Here is an 18,324-nt window from a genome sequence, read left to right on the forward strand (position 1 = left end):
GAAACGATGATGGGTTACGCCGCGGACAGATAGCCGCTTACAGCTAGTAAGCGGGCCACTGCGGCTCCACCCATCCTACGACCGTTAACTCAACTGCCCGTGGCAGTGCTTGAATTTCTTGCCGGACCCACAGGGGCAGGGGTCGTTGCGGCCCACCTTGGGCTGATCGCGGACGAAGGTTTCGACCGGCTCGGCGTCCTTCTCGGAGGCCTGAGCGGGCTCGCCTTCGTCGGCCTTCATGGCGCTGCTCTCGGCGTGCTGATAGTTCATTTGCTGACGCTCCGCCTGCTCGCGACGCTGCTGTTCCATCGCCTCGACCTCTTCCGGCTGGCGTACCTGGACGTGACACAGCACCTTGACGACGTCTCGCTTGATGTTCTCCAGCAGTTCCTGGAACAGCTGGAACGCCTCGCGCTTGTATTCCTGCTTCGGATTCTTCTGGGCGTAGCCGCGCAGATGAATGCCCTGGCGCAGATGATCCATGGTCTGCAGATGTTCCTTCCACAGCGTATCGAGCACCTGCAGCATGACCTGTTTCTCGAAGGTACGCATGCCTTGCGCGCCGACCAGCGCCTCTTTCTCGCGGTACTGCTGTACCACCGCCTCGAGAATTTTCTCTCGCAGCGATTCCTCGTGCAACGAGTCGTCGTTATCGAGCCACTGCTGCACCGGCAGTTTCGCGCCAAGGTCCGCTTCCAGCGCCTTCTCCAGACCCGGCACGTCCCACTGCTCGGCCAGGCTCTGCGGCGGGATATACTCGCTGATGGTGTTTTCCACCACCTCGGCGCGCACATCGTCGATGATTTCGGAGATATCGTCGCTGGCCATCAGTTCGTTGCGCTGACGATAGATCACGGTACGCTGATCGTTGGCGACGTCGTCGTATTCGAGCAGCGATTTACGGATATCGAAGTTGCGCCCCTCGACCTTGCGCTGAGCCTTCTCGATAGCGTTGCTGACCATCTTGTGCTCGATCGCCTCGCCGCGTTCCATGCCCAGCGCCTGCATGAACTGACGCACCCGCTCGGAGGCGAAGATACGCATCAGATCATCCTCCAGCGACAGGAAGAAGCGGGACGAGCCCGGGTCGCCCTGACGGCCGGCGCGGCCGCGCAGCTGATTGTCGATACGGCGGGACTCGTGCCGCTCGGTGCCGATGATGTGCAGACCACCCGCATCGAGTACCTGCTGGTGACGCAGGCGCCAGTTTTCGGTGGCCTCCTCGACCTTCTCCACGCTGGGATTCTCGAGGTTGTCGAGTTCGGCCTCGAGCTTGCCGCCGAGCACGATATCGGTACCGCGGCCGGCCATGTTGGTGGCGATGGTGACGGCGCCAGGACGACCGGCGTCGGCGATGATGCCCGCCTCCATGGCATGATTCTTCGCGTTCAGCACGTTGTGCGGCAGCTTCTGCTTGCGCAGCAGCGTCGAGATCAGTTCGGACGACTCCACCGACGCGGTACCCACCAGCACCGGCCGGCCCTCTTCGCGGCACTTCTTGATCTCTTCGATGATCGCCTCGTACTTCTCTTCCATGGTCAGGAAGACGACGTCGTTGTGATCCTGACGCGCAACGGGCCTGTTGGTCGGGATCACCACCACATCGAGACCGTAGATCTGACGCAGCTCGAAGGCCTCGGTATCGGCGGTGCCGGTCATGCCGGAAAGCTTGTCGTAGAGACGGAAGTAGTTCTGGAAGGTGGTCGATGCCAGGGTCTGGCTCTCGAGCTGCACCTGCACGCCCTCCTTCGCCTCCACCGCCTGGTGCAGCCCCTCGGACCAGCGGCGGCCGGGCATGATTCGGCCGGTATGCTCGTCGACGATGACCACCTGATTGTCCTGCACGATGTAATCGACGTCGCGCTGGAACAGATTGTGCGCCCGCAGGGCCGCCAGCACGTGGTGCAGCAGGCTCAGGTTCTGCGGCGCGTAGAGACTCTCGCCCTCGCCCAGCAGCTTGTTGCTGACCAGGATTTCCTCCACCAGCGCGTGACCGGCCTCGGTCAGCTCGACGGTGCGGTTCTTCTCGTCGACGACGAAATGCTCATCGATGACCTGGCTGTCGTCCTTGGGATCGATCTCGCCCTCGAAGCGCTTGAGCTGCGGGATCAGTTCGTTGATCTTGCGGTACATCGCCGAGCTGTCCTCGGCCGGGCCGGAGATGATCAGCGGGGTGCGCGCTTCATCGATCAGGATGGAGTCGACCTCGTCGACCACGGCGAAGTTGAAGTCGCGCTGTACCTTGTCGGCGAGGCTGAACGCCATGTTGTCGCGCAGGTAATCGAAGCCGAATTCATTGTTGGTGCCGTAGGTGATATCCGAGGCGTAGGCGGCCCGCTTGGTCGCCTGGTCCTGGCCCGAAAGCACCACGCCGACGCTCAGCCCCAGCGCCTCGTACAGCGGGCGCATCCACTCGGCGTCGCGGCGCGCCAAATAGTCGTTGACGGTGACGACGTGAACGCCCTTGCCACCGAGGGCATTGAGATAGACCGCCAGGGTCGCCACCAGCGTCTTGCCCTCGCCGGTGCGCATCTCGGAAACCTTGCCTTCGTGCAGCGCGATGCCGCCGATCAGCTGGACATCGAAATGGCGCATGCCCATGGCGCGCTTGGAGGCCTCGCGCACCGCGGCGAAAGCCTCGGGCAGCAGCCGGTCAAGATCCTCGTCCTGCTCCAGGCGCTGGCGGAACTCCTCCGTCTTGGCCTTGAGCGCCTCATCACTCAACTGCTCGAATTCGGACTCGAGCGCATTAACCTGATCGACAATCTTGCCCATGCGCTTGAGTTCCCGGTCGTTTTTGCTCCCGAAAACTTTCTTCAGTAGTGATGTCAGCATAATCCGAATTTCAACCAGTTGAATACAAAGCGTTTTACGTACCCACGACGAAAAACAACTCGCCATTCTACCCATATTGGGGCACAGAGTAGAATGTTAAAGCCCATATTTTTGCAAATGCGTAAGGGAATCCCGGGTTCCCAGGTACGACAAAGCCGGGCAGTGCCCGGCTTTGTCTGGGTAACACGCAAAGTATGCGTAGGATGGGTTTAGCCGCCGCTGGCATTGAATGTCCGTTTTCCAACATTGCTTGTCGGCGGCGCAACCCATCATAGGTGCCGCAGGCACCTTGGGTTCTTTTGGCACTTGGTACAGGCTCGAACGCCGACGATGCAGCCATTCTCTGCCGACCCGGGCCAATCGATCCGCAATACGATCGATATGATGGGTTACGCGATGCCCAAAGTGCAGTGAAGCCGTTGAGGTCGCTGCAGATGCATCGCTAAACCCATCCTACGATGGCTGCGCATATCACGCGTCACCTATCACGCGTAACTCGTCACCTTTTTTCAGCCCGCCGCGACCGCGGGACCCGCGTAGGAAATCGGCGAGCGCTCCGTTTCCTCGCCCTCGAAGGTCACCACTTCGTAGGCATCTTCGTGGGCCAGAAGTTCGCGCAGAAGCATGTTGTTCAGGTAATGACCGGACTTGTGCCCGATGAACTCGCCGATCAGGCTCTTGCCCAGCAGGTAGAGGTCGCCGACGGCATCGAGAATCTTGTGCTTGACGAACTCGTCGTCGTAGCGCAGGCCGTCAGTGTTGAGGATGCGGTAGTCATCGACCACGATGGCATTGTCGAAGCTGCCGCCGAGCGCCAGATTCTGCGAGCGCAGGTATTCGATATCGCGCATGAACCCGAAGGTCCGCGCCCGGCTCACTTCCTTGACGAAGGAGGTGCTGGAAAAATCCAGACTGGCCTTCATGTTACGGTTGGCGAAGGCCGGGTGGTCGAAGTCGATAGTAAAACCGACCTTGAAACCGTCGTAGGGCTTGAAGGTGGCGGACTTGTCCTCGGAGGTGACAGTGACCTCGCGCTTGATACGGATGAACTTCTTCGGCGCTTCCTGCTCCTGGATACCGGCGGACTGTATCAGGAACACGAACGGCGCGGCGCTGCCATCCATGATCGGCACTTCTTCGGCGCTGAGCTCGACGTAGGCGTTGTCGATGCCCAGGCCCGCCATGGCGGACAGCAGGTGCTCGACGGTGGCGACGCGAATACCGTCATCGTTGGACAGGTTGCTGGACAGGGTGGTATCGACCACCTTGTCGGCAAAAGCGGTGATTTCCGCAACCGGATCCAGATCGACACGTCGGAACAGAATGCCGGTATCGACCGGCGCCGGCTTCAGGGTCAGGTAGACTTTCTGGCCGGTATGCAGGCCTATACCCGTCGCCTTGATGCTGTTCTTCAGTGTACGTTGTCTGATCATTCGTTCCGCCGAAAATAGAGTTCACCCAGATTAGCCGCGCATAGTATCAAAGGTATGACGACGGAGGCAAATGAAAATGCTGCACCGCAACAAAACGCTGCCGATCGCACAGGGGAACGGCCCCTGGGTTACGGGTTACGGGTTACGGGTTACGGGTTACGGGTTACGGGTTACGGGTTACGGGTTACGGGTTACGGGTTACGGGTTACGGGCACATCGTTCCGCTTGACCGTGTAACCTGTCACCCGTAACCCGTCACCTTCGTCCCCCATCAGTCAGCCTGACGTCGCAGGAAGGTCGGAATATCCAGCGCGCCGTACTCGGCCTGACCGGTTCCGGTCTGACGCAGGCGGCTCGGCTGGCTTTCCTGCTCGACCGGGCCTTCCGGCTCGTCCAGCAGCGCTTCCTGGCGGCGGCGGCGCAGCACCGTCGGCAGCTCGATATTGTTCATATCCAGCCCGCCATCGGGCTTGCGGGCACCATTGTTGCTGACCACGCGGATCTCGTCGCGGCGCTTATCGAGACCGGTGGCGACCACGGTCACCTTGATGTCGTCGGTGAGCTCCGGATCGATAACGGTACCGACCACGATGGTGGCGTCGTCCGATGCATACTCCTCGACGATGTTGCCGACTTCGGTGAACTCGCCCAGGCTCAGATCCAGGCCTGCGGTGATGTTGACCAGAATGCCGCTGGCGCCCTTGAGATCGACGTCTTCGAGCAGCGGGCTCTTGATCGCCGCTTCCGCCGCCAGCGCCGCGCGCTCGTCGCCGCGGGCAAGACCGGTACCCATCATCGCCATGCCCATCTCGGACATCACGGTGCGCACGTCGGCGAAGTCGACGTTGATCATGCCGGGACGGGTGATCAGATCGGCGATACCCTGAACCGCGCCCTTGAGCACGTCGTTGGCGGTGCTGAAAGCGTTCATCAGGCTGCAGTTGCGACCGAGCACCTGCATCAGCTTCTCGTTCGGAATGATGATCAGCGAGTCCACCGAATCGCGCAGCTCCTTGATGCCTTCCTCGGCGATCTTGAGACGCTTGCGCCCCTCGAACGGGAACGGTTTGGTCACCACCGCGACGGTCAGGATGCCCATTTCGCGCGCCACCTCGGCGACGATCGGAGCCGCTCCCGTGCCGGTGCCGCCGCCCATGCCGGCGGTGATGAACACCATGTCCGCGCCGCGGATCATTTCGGCGATGCGGTCGCGGTCCTCAACCGCCGCCTGACGCCCGACTTCCGGATTGGCGCCGGCGCCGAGCCCCTTGGTCAGCTCACCGCCGATCTGCAGCACCGAACGCGCCGACATGTGATTGAGCGCCTGCGCATCGGTGTTGGCGCAGATGAACTCGACGCCTTCGACTTCGCTGCTGACCATGTGATGCACGGCATTACCGCCACCACCACCAACGCCTATTACCTTGATGACCGCGCTTTGCGGTACGTTATCGACCAGTTCAAACATTTCCCCTTCCCTCCGTTGTCGTGCCTTGATGGCACCTTGGTTGGCTGCGGTCCGCGGGGAGCGCCAGCCATCCGAGCTTCAAATCCTTCAGCTGGTTCAGAAGTTGCCCTGAAACCAGGTTTTCATGCGTCCGAACAGACTGCCAAGACTCGGCAGCTCGCTGCTGCGCGGCGCCGGGTGCGCATCGCGCGCCGCGCTTCGAGCCGGCACCGGCAGTTTTTCCACCGGGGCCTGGTACTGGTGTTCCTGACGCGCGTAATGCAAAAGACCGATGCCGGTGGCATAGATCGGGTTGCGCAGCACGTCCTCCATGCCGTAGACGCCGCTGGGCATCGCCAGCCTTACCGGCATATGGAAGATTTCCTCCGCCAGTTCCACGGCGCCTTCCATCTTGGCGGTACCGCCGGTGAGCACGATGCCCGCCGCGACCAGGTCCTCGAGGCCGCTGCGCCGCAGTTCCGCCTGGATCAGCGAGAACAGCTCGTCGTAGCGCGGTTCGACCACTTCGGCCAGCGCCTGGCGCGACAGATCCCGCGCCGGGCGGTCGCCGACGCTCGGCACCTTGATGGTCTCGTCGACACCGGCCAGCTGCGCCAGCGCGCAGGCATACTTGATCTTGATCTGTTCGGCGTGCAGCGTCGGCGTGCGCAGCGCCATGGCGATATCGTTGGTCACCTGGTCGCCGGCAATCGGGATCACCGCGGTGTGGCGGATGGCGCCGCCGACGAAAATCGCCATGTCGGTGGTGCCGCCGCCGATATCGACCATGCAGACGCCCAGCTCCTTCTCGTCGTCGGTCAGCACCGAGAAGCTCGAAGCGAGCTGCTCGAGCACGATATGGTCGACTTCGAGGCCGCAGCGCCGGATGCATTTTTCGATATTCTGCACCGCGTTGGTGGCGCCGTTGACCAGGTGCACACGGGCCTCCAGCCGCACGCCGGACATGCCCAGCGGCTCTCGGATACCCTCCTGGTTGTCGATCAGGTACTCCTGCGGCAGGATATGCAGAATTTTCTGGTCCGCCGGAATGGCCACCGCCCGTGCCGCGTCGATGACGCGCTCGAGATCGTGCTCGGTCACCTCCCGGTCCTTCACCGCGACAATGCCGTGAGAGTTGACGCTGCTGATATGACTGCCGGCGATGCCGACGGTGACCGAATGGATCTTGCAGCCGGCCATCAGCTCGGCTTCCTCGACCGCACGCTGAATCGAGCTCACCGTCGACTCGATATTTACCACCACGCCGCGCTTGAGGCCGCGGGACGGCTGCGAACCGACACCGACGATCTCGATGCGGCCCTCCGGCCCGACTTCGCCAACCAGGCACACCACCTTCGAGGTGCCAATGTCGAGCGCTACGATCATGTTACTGTCAGACATAATGCTAACCCGCTGTCTCGTCTGTTTCGTCCGGTCTGAACCGGCCCATCAACCTGTGACCGCCCCCTTGCGGGGCCGGCGTATCCCTGACGACGGCGCTACCCTGCCGCCTTTTCCTCTGCCTCCGGCTCGGGCTTCCACTTCACCGCCACGCCGTTGGTATAACGAATATCCACCTGCTCGATCCGCGGCGCTTCGTCCGCCAGCCGCTCGCGATAAATGCTCAGAAAGCGCCTGAGCCGCTCCGCCACCCGTTCGCGCCCGACCACCACGCGCATGCCGTTGTCCAGCTCCAGGGTCCAGGCCCCTCGGGCTTCGAGCGACAGACTGACGAGCCTGAGCCCCGCCCCCTGGAACATTCGCGTCAGGTCATGGAACTGCGCCATCACCCGCCCGGTATCGCTGGCCGGCCCGTTCAGTCGCGGCAGCGTCTGATATTCGGGTTTGAGCTCGGGCCAGAAGATGTCGCCCTGATGATTCAGGAGACCCTTGTCGCCCCAGCGCGCCACCGGCACTTCTTCGTCAATGTGCACCTCGATCGCCGGCGGCCAGTCGCGCCTGATCCGCGCGCCATGCACCCAGGGCTCGTCCAGCACCCGCTCCTCCAGCTGCGCCAGATCGAGCTGCAGCAACGGCTTGCCGAGCCCGGCCGCGAGCCGCTGCGCCAGCGCCGAACGATCCAGGTGCCGCGCCTCGCCCAGCACCCTGACCTCGGCCACCGGCTGGTCGAGCCAGCGCCAGGCCTGCTGCGCCAGCGCCCAGACCAGCGCCGCAAACAGACCCAGCGACGCCAGCAACAGCAGCGGTCGCAGCCAGCCGCCTCGCGGCATGGCCGGCAGCGCCGCTGCTGCCGCAGGCGCGGGGTCGATGCGACGCGCGCTGCCCATCAGGCGGCGGACCTCAGGATGCGCACCACCAGCTCCTCGAAGCCGATCCCGGCGCGCTGCGCCGCCATCGGCACCAGGCTGTGATCGGTCATCCCCGGCGCGGTATTCACCTCGAGCAGGCAGAAACGCCCGCTATCGTCCTGCATCACGTCGATGCGGCCCCAGCCGCGGCAGCCCACCACCTCGAACGCCTCGACCGCCAGCCGCCTGAGCTCGGCTTCCGCCGCCGCATCGAGGCCGTGCTCGAACAGGTAGCGGGTATCGTTGGCCTGGTACTTGGCGTCGTAGTCGTAGAACTCGTGCGGCGTCTCGAGCCGGATCAGCGGCAGCGCCTCGCCATCGAGCACCGCAACGGTGAATTCGGCGCCGCTGATCCACTGTTCGGCGATGACGCTGCGGTCGAAGCGCACCGCCTCGGCGAAGGCGCGGTCAAGCTGATCGCGGCTGGCGACCTTGCTCATGCCGATGCTCGAACCCTCGTGCGCCGGCTTGATCATCATCGGGTAGCCGAGCCGCTCCTGCGCCTCGTCGAGTCCGGCCGCGTCGGTCAGCACCGCGAACGGTGCCGTCGGCAGCCCGGCGCCGACGAACAGCTGCTTGCTGCGCAGCTTGTCCATGCCCAGCGCCGATGCCTCGACGCCGCTGCCGGTATAGGGAATACGCAGCATTTCCAGCACGCCCTGGATCACGCCGTCCTCGCCACCGCGGCCATGCAGTATCAGGAAGGCATGGTCGATCGGCTGCGCCTGCAGCTGCGCGACGGGGCAAAGCTCGCCGGACTCGCCGTACAGGTCGATACCGAAGGCGTCGACGCCGGCGCGCTGCAGCGCCGCCAGCACCGCGGCGCCGCTTTTCAGCGATACCGGACGCTCCGCCGAGTCGCCTCCCATGATTACGGCGACGCGGCCGAAACGTTCGGCCTCTGCTGCATCCACACGAAACTCGCTCGCCATCTCGTTTCTGTCCTCAACTCTCATGCGTCAGTGTCTGCGACTTCAGTTCATGGGCCAGCGCTGTGATGTTGCCGGCCCCCTGGGTCAACAGCAGGTCGCCCGGGCGCAGAATGTCCCGCAGCACCTCGGCCACCTGGTCGCCGTTCTCGACGTAGACCGGATCGAGGCGTCCGCGCTGGCGGATGCTGCGACACAGACTGCGGCTGTCGGCACCGGGGACCGGCTCCTCGCCGGCGGCGTAGACTTCCATCAGCAGCAGGGTGTCGACTTCCGACAGCACCTGCACGAAGTCCTCGTACAGATCCCGGGTACGGCTGTAGCGGTGCGGCTGGTAGATCATCACCAGCCGCCGCTCGGGCCAGCCCTCGCGCACCGCGCGGATCGTTGCCTGCACCTCACGCGGATGATGGCCGTAATCATCCACCAGCATGGCGCTGCCGCCATCGACCGGCAGCTCGCCGAGCACCTGGAAGCGGCGGCCGACGCCCTCGAAATTTTCCAGCGCTCGGCAGATCGCCTCGTCGCCGATGCCTTCGTCGGTGGCCACGGCGACGGTCGCCAGAGCGTTGAGCACGTTGTGACGGCCCGGCATGTTCAGCGTCACCTCGAGATCGGCATGACCGTCCGGCCGCTGCGCGCGAAAGCGCGTCCGCAGACCGTTCTGTTCCAGCACCAGGGCGCGGTAGTCGGCCTCCTCGTTAAAGCCGTAGGTCAGCATCGGCCGACCGACCTGGGGCAGGATTTCCCGCACCGTCTCGTCGTCGCTGCAGACCACCGCCAGACCGTAGAACGGCAGGTTGTGCAGGAAGTCGACGAAGGTCTTCTTCAGGCGGTTGAAGTCGCCGTCGTAGGTCTCCATGTGGTCGGCGTCGATATTGGTGACGATCGCGACCATCGGCTGCAGATGCAAAAAGGACGCATCGCTTTCGTCCGCCTCGGCCACCAGGTAGCGGCTGGCGCCGAGCTTGGCGTTGGTGCCGGCGCTGTTGAGCCGCCCGCCGATAACGAAGGTCGGGTCCAGCCCGGCTTCGGCAAAGACCGATGCCATCAGGCTGGTCGTGGTGGTCTTGCCGTGAGTGCCGGCGACCGCGATGCCGTGACGGTAACGCATCAGCTCGGCGAGCATCTCGGCGCGGCGCACCACCGGCACGCGGCGCTCGCGGGCGGCGGCCACTTCCGGGTTGCGCTCGTTGACCGCGGTCGAGGTCACCACCACGTCGATATCATCGACATGCTCCGCGGCATGCCCGATATGAATGCGCGCGCCCATCGCCTCGAGGCGCTCGGTGGCGGCCGAGGCGCGGATATCGGAGCCGCTCACCTGATAGCCCTGGTTGACCAGCACCTCGGCGATACCGCACATGCCGACGCCGCCGATACCGACGAAATGAATGCGGCGGATCCGGCGCATTTCCGGGACTTCAAACACCGTCGGGCTGTTCTGCATAGTTTTCACTTCATGGTTTCCAAACATATCCGGGCGACCTCGCGACTGGCGTCGGGCCGGCCCTGGGCGCGCGCGATCCTGGCCATGCCCAGCAGGGTTTCGCGGTCGCTCAACTGTTCCAGCATTCGCTTCAGGGCGGCCTCGTCGAGATCGCGCTGCTGCACCAGCAGCGCGGCCCCGGGGCCGGCCAGGTATCCGGCGTTGCCGGTCTGGTGATCGTCCACCGCAAACGGGAAAGGCACCAGCACCGCCGCCACGCCTGCAATCGACAGCTCGCTTACCGTCAGCGCGCCGGCGCGGCACAGCACCAGATCCGCCCAGCCGTAGGCCTCATCCATGCGTTCGATAAAGGGCACGACCTCGGCTTCGACCCCGGCCTGGGCGTAGTAGCCGCGGGTTTCATCCAGCAGCTTCTTGCCGGTCTGGTGCCTGACCTGCGGCCGCGCCGAAGGCGGCAGCGACGCCAGCACCTTCGGTACCAGCTGGTTGATGGCGCGGGCGCCGAGGCTGCCGCCGACGACCAGCAGGCGCAGCGGCCCCTCCCGCCCGGCCAGACGCGCCTCGGGCGGCGCCAGCTCGAGGATGGGCCCGCGCACCGGATTGCCGGTGGAGGTCACGCCGCGTCGGTCGCCGAAGGCGCCGCTGAAGGCTTCCAGCACCCGTTTGGCCAGTCGCGCCAGAATCCGGTTGGTCATGCCGGCGGTGGCGTTCTGCTCGTGGATCACCAGCGGACACCCGGTCAGCCAGGCGGCGAGCCCGCCGGGGCCCGAAGCGAAGCCGCCCATCCCCAGCACCAGGTCCGGCCTGACCCTTCGCACCACCGCCAGCGCCTGCCAGAGCGCGCGCAGCAACCGTACCGGCGCCAGCAGCAGACTCAAACGCCCCTTGCCGCGCAGACCGGTGACATCGATGCAATGCAACGGAATATCGGCCGCCGGCACCACCTCGGCTTCGATGCCCTTGCGGGTGCCGAGCCACTGCACCTCGACGCCCTGGCGTCGCAACTCGTCGGCGGTCGCCAGCGCCGGAAAGACATGACCGCCGGTACCGCCGGCCATCACCAGCACGCGTTTTCCCCGATAGGCGCTCATGCCGGCTGCTCCCTGTTCCGGCCGCGACGCCCCCGGCTGCCGGACGTCGGCTGGTCCTTTTGTTTGCCCCCGTGCCCCTGTGCGGCGCGCTGGCACTTGAGTTCGTAATCGATGCGCTGAACGATGGCGATCATCGCGGCGCAGACCAGCAGACTGCTGCCGCCGTAACTCAGCAGCGGCAGCGTCAGCCCCTTGGTCGGCAGCGCGCCGACGTTGACGCCGATATTGATCAGCGCCTGGCCGGCGAAGATGAAACCGAAGCCGTAGCAGCTGTAGGCCATGAAAAACGCCTTCTGCTTTTCCGCCTGGCGTCCGATCAAGAAGATCCGCGCCACCAGCAGCACATAGAGCGCGATTACCGCCAGCGCGCCGATCAGGCCGAACTCCTCGGCCAGCACCGAAAACACGAAGTCGGTATGGGCCTCGGGCAGGTAAAACAGCTTCTGCACGCTGTTGCCAAGCCCGGTGCCGAACCAGTCGCCACGCCCGAAAGCGATCTGCGCCTGTGACAGCTGATAGCCGGCGCCGAAGGGGTCGGCCCAGGGGTCCTGGAACGACTTCAGGCGCTCCAGGCGGTAGGGCTGCGCGATCGCCAGCAGCGCGGTCAGCGCCGAGGCCACGCCCACCACCACCAGAAACTGGCCGAAGCGCATGCCACCGAGAAAGATCATGCCCATCACGGTGCCCATCAGCACCACCGCAGCGCCATAGTCCGGTTCCAGGATCAGCAGGACCACCAGCGCCCCCAACGGCAGCGTCGGTTTGATCACGCCGCCCCAGCCGTTGCGTACCTCCGACAGACGACGCACCAGGTAGCCGCTCAGGTACAGCACCATGAAAAATTTTGCCAGCTCGGACGCCTGCAGGTTGACGGGGCCAAGGCCAATCCAGCGACGGCTGCCGTTGACCTCGCGACCGACGCCGGGAACCAGCACCAGCAGCAACAGCAGGGCCCCGATCAGCAGCAGGTGCGGCCCGTATCGATGCCAGACCGCAACGGGTATCCGCGAGACGATGACGGCGGTAATCAGCGCCATCACCATGAAGACGCCATGGCGGATACTGAAGAAGAAGGCGCCACCGTAGCGCTCGGCGGCGACATCCATCGACGCCGAGGTAATCATGACGAAACCGGTCAGCACCAGGCAGACCGCGGCCATCAGCAGCCAGGGGTCGAACGGTGTCGTCCCCGGCGCCACCGGTTGCCAGTTGCGCCACAGCGTCCTGATCATGTCAGCCTCCCGACGGCGTCGACGAACTGACGGCCACGCTCGCCATAACCGCTGAACATGTCGAAGCTGGCGCAGGCCGGCGACAGCAGCACCAGATCCCCCGGCTGCGCCAGCGCGGCGGCCTTCTCCACCGCCTCGTCCATGGAGCTGGCATAGCACTTCTGCGTCAGGCTGCCGACGGCCCCGTCGATCCGCGGAGCATCGCGACCGATCAGCACCAGTGCGCGGCCAAAGCGCGCCAGGGGCCCGTCGAGCTCGCCGAATTCGGCGCCCTTGCCGTCGCCGCCGGCGATCAGCACCACCCCTGCCCCCGGCGCCAGCGTCGGCCCAAGGCCATTGAGGGCGGCCACGGTGGCACCGACGTTGGTGCCCTTGGAGTCGTTGAACCAGGCCACACCCCGCTTTTCGGCCACCCACTGACAACGGTGCTCGAGACCGGAAAACGCCCGCAGCGTCGTCAGCATCGCCGCGCGCGGGAGGCCCGCCGCGGTGCCGATCGCAAGCGCCGCAAGCGCATTGGCGACATTGTGCATGCCGCGGATACGCAGTTCCGAGACCGGCAGCAGGCGCTCGAGTCCAAGCGCCAGCCAGGACTGGCCCTGGGCGTCATCGAGCAGGCCGAACACCTTGAGATCGGGCTTGCCGAGCCGGTAGCCCCAGACGTCCACACCGCCGGGCAGCAGTGGATGCGTCAGCGGGTCATCGCGATTTTCGACCACCTTGCGCGCGCCGCGGAAGATGCGGTGCTTGGCGCGGTAGTAGTCCTGCACGCTGTCGTAGCGATCCATGTGATCGGGGCTGACATTCAGCACCGTGGCGACCTCGGCGCGCAGATCCGACGTGGTCTCGAGCTGGAAGCTCGACAGCTCCAGCACATACAGCGCCTGTTCGCCGGCCGCGAGCATATCCAGCACCGGCGTGCCGAGGTTGCCCCCGACTCCGACGTCGATGCCTGCAGCTCTGGCCATCTCGCCGACCAGGGTGGTGACGGTGCTCTTGGCGTTAGAGCCGGTGATGGCGATCACCGGCGCACTGATTTCGCGACAGAACAGGTCGATATCGCCGGTCAGGCGGGCGCCGCGGGCAACCGCCGCGCGAATGGCCGGGTGGCGCTGATCGACGCCGGGACTCAGCACCAGCTCGTCGGCGCGGGACAGAAAATCGGCGTCGAGCTCGCCGCAGCGCACTTCGACGTCCGGCGCCAGTGTTTGCAGTTGCTCCAGCCCCGGCGGCTGCTCGCGGGTATCGGCCACGGCGAAGCGCTTGCCGCTGCGCAGCAGATGCCGCACGCAGGACAGCCCGGTCTGGCCCAGACCGATGACGATCGACAGTCTGTCCGTCGAAATCAGGCTCATATCCGCGTAATCCTTGCCATGCCGTTCAACATTCCCCTAGCGGATCTTCAGCGTCGCCAGCCCGATCAGCACCAGTACCACGGTGATGATCCAGAATCGCACGATAACGCGCGGCTCGGGCCAGCCCTTGAGTTCGAAATGATGGTGGATCGGCGCCATCCGGAAGATGCGCCGCCCGGTCAGCTTGAAAGACGCCACCTGCAGAATCACCGACACCGTTTCCATGACGAAAACGCCGCCCATGATCACCAGCACCAGCTCCTGCCGCACGATCACCGCCACGGTGCCGAGCGCGGCACCCAGCGCCAGTGCGCCGACGTCGCCCATGAACACCTGCGCCGGATAGGTGTTGAACCACAGAAACCCGAGTCCGGCGCCGACAATGGCGCCGCAGAAGATGATCAGCTCGCCGGCGCCGGCGACGTAGGGAATGTTCAGATAGCCGGCGAACTGGCTGTGGCCACTGAGGTAGGCGAACACCGCCAGCGCCCCTGCGACCATCACCGTGGGCATGATCGCCAGGCCATCCAGGCCATCGGTCAGGTTGACCGCGTTGGAGCTGCCGACGATGACGAAATAGGTAAAGACGATGAAGAACAGGCCGAGATCGATCGCCACTTCCTTGAAAAACGGCACGATCAGCGCGGTTTCCGCCGGGCTCTGGGCGGTGGCGTAGAGCGCGATGGCGGCGCCGAAGCCACCGACCGACTGCCAGAAGTACTTCCAGCGCGCCGGCAGGCCGCGGGAATTTTTCTCCACCACCTTGCGCCAGTCGTCGACCCAGCCGACGGCGCCGAAGATGAAGGTGACAAGGATCAGAATCCAGACGTAGCGATTGCCCAGATCGCTCCACAGCAGCGTGCTGATACCGATGGCGAGCAGAATCAGCGCACCGCCCATGGTCGGCGTGCCGGCCTTGCTGAGATGGGACTGGGGCCCGTCGTCGCGCACGGACTGGCCGATCTGTCGGCTTTTGAGACGGTTGATCAGCTTGGGGCCGGCCCAGAGCGACAGGCTCAGGGCGGTCAGGACACCGAGTATTCCGCGCAGCGTAATGTACTGAAATACGGCAAAGCCCTTGTAATACTGCGCCAGGAATTCGGCGATATATACCAGCATCAGTGCTCCTTCCCGGGCAAATATTGAAGTTCAGAGCCCATCCAGTGGGCCAAGGCAAGGCGCGACTCGCAGGGAATGCCGTGAGCCTTTCCAAGAGGCGCAACGCAGTATTGGCCCACTGGATGGGCTCCCTTCGGGCGCGCCTGGACGGGCCTGCACCGTTGTTGCACTCGCTTGAATTGGACGGACCAGTCCTGCACTCGTGCGCCTTGGTGCAGACTCCGTCCAGGCGCGCTGAATAAAAATATTTGTCCGGGACGGAACACTAAATTTCTCCTGTTGTAAGGCCAGCGATGACCTTTTCCATGGCGGCACTGCGCGACCCCTTGACCAGCAGGGTCAGGTCGTCGTGCAGCAGCCCCTTGAGATGATTGATCAGTTGTTCGCGGTCGTGGAACGCCATGGCGTCACGCCCGCCTGCTGCGTTGAACGCCTTTACCGCCTCGGCGCTCAGCCGGCCAAGGCCAAACAGATGCTCGATCCCCCGCTCCGCGGCATGACGGCCGATCCCGGCGTGCTGTTCTGCGCTGTCGGCGCCGAGTTCCGCCATATCGCCGAGCACCAGCGCCCGCGCGCCCGGCATGTCCGCCAGCATGTCGATCGCCGCCCGCACCGAGCCCGGATTGGCGTTGTAGCTGTCATCGATCAGCCGGCAGCCGGCAGGCCCCGCCAGCGGTCGCATACGACCCGGCACCGCCTCGAAACGGCCCAGGCCATCGGCGATCTGCAACGGCGTCATGCCGGCCGCGAAGGCCGCTGCCGCCGCGGCCAGCGCATTGGCGACATTGTGGCGCCCGAGCACCTGCAGACGCACCGGCACGCTGTCGTCGACGATTGCCAGGTCGAAGCCGTAGCAGCCGTTATCCTGGCGATGCAAGTGGCGCGCGGTAACCTCGACATCGTCACGCTCCAGACCGAACCGCAGCACCCGGCGGCCGACAAGCTGCGCCAGCCAGACCTGTGCATGGGGGTCGTCGGCATTGACCACCGCAGTGCCGTCCGGCCCAAGACCGTTGAAAATTTCGCCCTTGGCCCGCACCACACCCTCGAGCGAGCCGAAGCCCTCCAGGTGCGCGCCCATGGCATTGTTGAGAATGGCCACGTCCGGACTTGCCAGCCGGGTGACGTAGTCGATCTCGCCGGGGCCACTGGCGCCCATTTCGATCACCGCGTAACGGTGCTGCGGCTCCAGCCGGAACAGCGTCAGCGGCACGCCGATATCGTTGTTGAAGTTGCCCCGCGTCGCCAGTGTCGAGCCGGCACCGGCGAAGATACTAGCAAGCATTTCCTTAACACTGGTTTTACCGCTGCTACCGGTGACCGCCACCAGGGTGCCGGTGAAGCGGCCGCGGTGATGCTGCGCCAGGCGCCCCAGCGCGATGCGCGTATCGGCCACCACCAGTTGCGGCAGCTCGAGCGGCAGCGCATGATCGACCACCGCGGCAACCGCGCCCTGGCGCTGTGCCTCGGCGACGAAGTCGTGGGCATCGAAGCGCTCGCCCCGCAGCGCCACGAACAGATCTCCCGGCCCGATCTGCCGGGTATCGGTGCTGACGCCCTCGACATCGAGATCCGTGCCTTCGAGACGGGCTTCAAGCACCGGTACCAGCTTTGCAAGACTGAACATCATCCGGCCTGCTCCCCATTGCGCTGCGCCAGCGCATCCCGGGCCACCTGCTGGTCGCTGAACGGGAAACGCCGGCCGTTGATTTCCTGATAATCCTCGTGCCCCTTGCCGGCGATCAGCACGATGTCGCCGGGGCGGGCGTCGAGGATGGCCTCGCGAATGGCCTGGGCGCGATCCGCCTGCACCGCCACTTCGCGGGCCCCGGCGGTGCCGGCAACGATCATCTCGATAATGCGCTGCGGGTCCTCGGTGCGCGGGTTGTCGGAGGTGACCCGGACGCGGTGCGCCAGACGCGCGGCGATGGCGCCCATTTCCGCGCGCTTGCCGGTATCGCGGTCGCCGCCGCAGCCGAAGACGCACCAGAGCTCGCCCTCGACATGCTCGACCAGCGCCTCGAGCGCCTTCTCCAGTGCATCGGGCGTATGGGCGTAGTCCACCACCACCAGCGGCTGGTCGCCGCCGCCGAAGCATTCCATGCGCCCGCTCACCGGCTGCAGCCGGTTGAGACCCTGCCGGATCGCCTCGGGCGCAAGACCGGCCAGGTACAGCACCGAAGCACAGAGCATCAGGTTGCTGAGGTTGAAATGGCCGAGCAGACGGTTGCCCACCTCGATAACGCCCGCCGGCGTTTGCAGACGCGCGGCGAGCCCCGAGGCGTCGAGCCGGCTGTCGAGCGGATACAGATCCAGCTTCGCGTCGCTGCCAAAGCGCACCGCCTCGCGCACATGGCTGCCGCGACGCCCGATCAGGGTACGACCGAAGGCATCGTCGGCGTTGATCGCCTGCAGCGGCACATCCATGGCATCGAAAAGCCTGGCCTTGGCCTCGCCGTAGGCCTCCATCGAGCCGTGGTAGTCGAGGTGATCGCGACTGAGGTTGCTGAAAGCGGCGATATCGAAGGCGATACCCGACACCCGCCCCTGCTCCAGGGCGTGGGACGAGACCTCCATCACCGCGGCCGCAGCCCCTTCGGCAACGAATTCGGCCAGCAGGCGCTGCAGCGCGATCGGATCCGGCGTGGTGTGGCTTGCGGCAACCAGGGCGCCGGGAAAGCCGTTGCCGACGGTGCCGAGCAGCGCGCTGCGCACGCCGGCATCATTCAGCGCCTGGGCGATGTAGTGACTGCAGGAGGTCTTGCCGTTGGTACCGGTCACGCCGATCATGGTCAGCTGCCGGCTAGGTTCTCCGTAGAAGCGCGATGCCACTTCGCCGATGCGAAACGCCAGGTCGTCGACCGCCAGCAGCGGTATCGGCGCCTGCACCGCCAAGCCTTCGAGCTCGGCACGGTCGACCAGCGCCGCCACAGCGCCCTGTTCCGCCGCCGCGGCAACGAAGTCGAGCCCGCGATGCCGGGTACCGGAGCGGGCAAAAAACAGATCGCCTTCACGCACGCAGCGGCTGTCCTGGGACAGCCCCCCGATAACGAGCGATGCCAGAGGGGTTCCCACCGCCTCTGGCAACAGTTGTTGCAGTTCGAATTTGCGCGTTGCCGTCATG

At 65.0% G+C, this 18,324-nt stretch carries 13 protein-coding genes; all 13 read right to left on the bottom strand.

The window, feature by feature from the left end:
- Window positions 1-84: 84 nt before the first annotated feature.
- Window positions 85-2,835, bottom strand: coding sequence for a preprotein translocase subunit SecA (gene secA / locus IEX85_RS12045; protein WP_188860839.1), 2,751 nt, complete (start codon window positions 2,833-2,835; stop codon window positions 85-87).
- Between the two features lie 509 nt (window positions 2,836-3,344).
- Window positions 3,345-4,268, bottom strand: coding sequence for a UDP-3-O-acyl-N-acetylglucosamine deacetylase (gene lpxC, locus IEX85_RS12050; RefSeq protein WP_188860840.1), 924 nt, complete (start codon window positions 4,266-4,268; stop codon window positions 3,345-3,347).
- A 271-nt stretch (window positions 4,269-4,539) separates the two neighbouring features.
- Window positions 4,540-5,736, bottom strand: a complete 1,197-nt coding sequence (ftsZ, locus tag IEX85_RS12055) for a cell division protein FtsZ (protein ID WP_188860841.1) — start codon at window positions 5,734-5,736, stop codon at window positions 4,540-4,542.
- 96 nt (window positions 5,737-5,832) lie between these two features.
- Window positions 5,833-7,116, bottom strand: coding sequence for a cell division protein FtsA (gene ftsA, locus IEX85_RS12060; RefSeq protein WP_188860842.1), 1,284 nt, complete (start codon window positions 7,114-7,116; stop codon window positions 5,833-5,835).
- 98 nt (window positions 7,117-7,214) lie between these two features.
- Window positions 7,215-8,003, bottom strand: coding sequence for a cell division protein FtsQ/DivIB (locus tag IEX85_RS12065; RefSeq protein ID WP_188860843.1), 789 nt, complete (start codon window positions 8,001-8,003; stop codon window positions 7,215-7,217).
- Window positions 8,003-8,956 carry a D-alanine--D-alanine ligase gene (locus IEX85_RS12070; RefSeq protein WP_188860844.1) on the bottom strand — a complete coding sequence of 318 codons (954 nt, stop codon included), beginning with the start codon at window positions 8,954-8,956 and terminating at the stop codon, window positions 8,003-8,005. The genes IEX85_RS12065 and IEX85_RS12070 overlap by 1 nt, the downstream gene beginning before the upstream one ends.
- A 13-nt stretch (window positions 8,957-8,969) precedes the next feature.
- Window positions 8,970-10,403 carry a UDP-N-acetylmuramate--L-alanine ligase gene (gene murC, locus IEX85_RS12075; protein ID WP_188860920.1) on the bottom strand — a complete coding sequence of 478 codons (1,434 nt, stop codon included), beginning with the start codon at window positions 10,401-10,403 and terminating at the stop codon, window positions 8,970-8,972.
- 5 nt (window positions 10,404-10,408) lie between these two features.
- Window positions 10,409-11,494 (bottom strand): undecaprenyldiphospho-muramoylpentapeptide beta-N-acetylglucosaminyltransferase, encoded by a 1,086-nt coding sequence (gene murG, locus IEX85_RS12080; RefSeq protein WP_188860845.1) that lies wholly within the window; start codon window positions 11,492-11,494, stop codon window positions 10,409-10,411.
- Window positions 11,491-12,726 carry a putative lipid II flippase FtsW gene (ftsW, locus tag IEX85_RS12085; protein ID WP_188860846.1) on the bottom strand — a complete coding sequence of 412 codons (1,236 nt, stop codon included), beginning with the start codon at window positions 12,724-12,726 and terminating at the stop codon, window positions 11,491-11,493. Before ftsW ends, murG begins: the two co-directional genes overlap by 4 nt.
- Entirely contained in the window at window positions 12,723-14,081 is a 1,359-nt protein-coding gene (gene murD / locus IEX85_RS12090) for a UDP-N-acetylmuramoyl-L-alanine--D-glutamate ligase (RefSeq protein WP_188860847.1), read from the bottom strand. Before murD ends, ftsW begins: the two co-directional genes overlap by 4 nt.
- A gap of 36 nt (window positions 14,082-14,117) precedes the next feature.
- Complete coding sequence (gene mraY, locus IEX85_RS12095; RefSeq protein ID WP_188860848.1) at window positions 14,118-15,200, bottom strand: phospho-N-acetylmuramoyl-pentapeptide-transferase; 1,083 nt, start codon at window positions 15,198-15,200, stop codon at window positions 14,118-14,120.
- A 265-nt stretch (window positions 15,201-15,465) separates the two neighbouring features.
- Complete coding sequence (locus IEX85_RS12100) at window positions 15,466-16,830, bottom strand: UDP-N-acetylmuramoyl-tripeptide--D-alanyl-D-alanine ligase (RefSeq protein ID WP_188860849.1); 1,365 nt, start codon at window positions 16,828-16,830, stop codon at window positions 15,466-15,468.
- The gene (locus tag IEX85_RS12105; RefSeq protein ID WP_188860850.1) at window positions 16,827-18,323 is read right to left on the bottom strand and encodes a UDP-N-acetylmuramoyl-L-alanyl-D-glutamate--2,6-diaminopimelate ligase; all 1,497 of its coding nucleotides are present in this window, start codon (window positions 18,321-18,323) and stop codon (window positions 16,827-16,829) included. The genes IEX85_RS12100 and IEX85_RS12105 overlap by 4 nt, the downstream gene beginning before the upstream one ends.
- Between the last annotated feature and the right edge of the window lies 1 nt (window position 18,324).

This window comes from Marinobacterium nitratireducens, from assembly GCF_014645375.1.
GTDB lineage: Bacteria > Pseudomonadota > Gammaproteobacteria > Pseudomonadales > Balneatricaceae > Marinobacterium_A > Marinobacterium_A nitratireducens.

Bases quoted from the DNA above. Each gene is read 5' to 3' on its own strand.
- secA (WP_188860839.1), bottom strand. From the start codon at position 2,835: ATGCTGACATCACTACTGAAGAAAGTTTTCGGGAGCAAAAACGACCGG.
- lpxC (WP_188860840.1), bottom strand. From the start codon at position 4,268: ATGATCAGACAACGTACACTGAAGAACAGCATCAAGGCGACGGGTATA.
- ftsZ (WP_188860841.1), bottom strand. From the start codon at position 5,736: ATGTTTGAACTGGTCGATAACGTACCGCAAAGCGCGGTCATCAAGGTA.
- ftsA (WP_188860842.1), bottom strand. From the start codon at position 7,116: ATGTCTGACAGTAACATGATCGTAGCGCTCGACATTGGCACCTCGAAG.
- IEX85_RS12065 (WP_188860843.1), bottom strand. From the start codon at position 8,003: ATGGGCAGCGCGCGTCGCATCGACCCCGCGCCTGCGGCAGCAGCGGCG.
- IEX85_RS12070 (WP_188860844.1), bottom strand. From the start codon at position 8,956: ATGGCGAGCGAGTTTCGTGTGGATGCAGCAGAGGCCGAACGTTTCGGC.
- murC (WP_188860920.1), bottom strand. From the start codon at position 10,403: ATGCAGAACAGCCCGACGGTGTTTGAAGTCCCGGAAATGCGCCGGATC.
- murG (WP_188860845.1), bottom strand. From the start codon at position 11,494: ATGAGCGCCTATCGGGGAAAACGCGTGCTGGTGATGGCCGGCGGTACC.
- ftsW (WP_188860846.1), bottom strand. From the start codon at position 12,726: ATGATCAGGACGCTGTGGCGCAACTGGCAACCGGTGGCGCCGGGGACG.
- murD (WP_188860847.1), bottom strand. From the start codon at position 14,081: ATGAGCCTGATTTCGACGGACAGACTGTCGATCGTCATCGGTCTGGGC.
- mraY (WP_188860848.1), bottom strand. From the start codon at position 15,200: ATGCTGGTATATATCGCCGAATTCCTGGCGCAGTATTACAAGGGCTTT.
- IEX85_RS12100 (WP_188860849.1), bottom strand. From the start codon at position 16,830: ATGATGTTCAGTCTTGCAAAGCTGGTACCGGTGCTTGAAGCCCGTCTC.
- IEX85_RS12105 (WP_188860850.1), bottom strand. From the start codon at position 18,323: ATGACGGCAACGCGCAAATTCGAACTGCAACAACTGTTGCCAGAGGCG.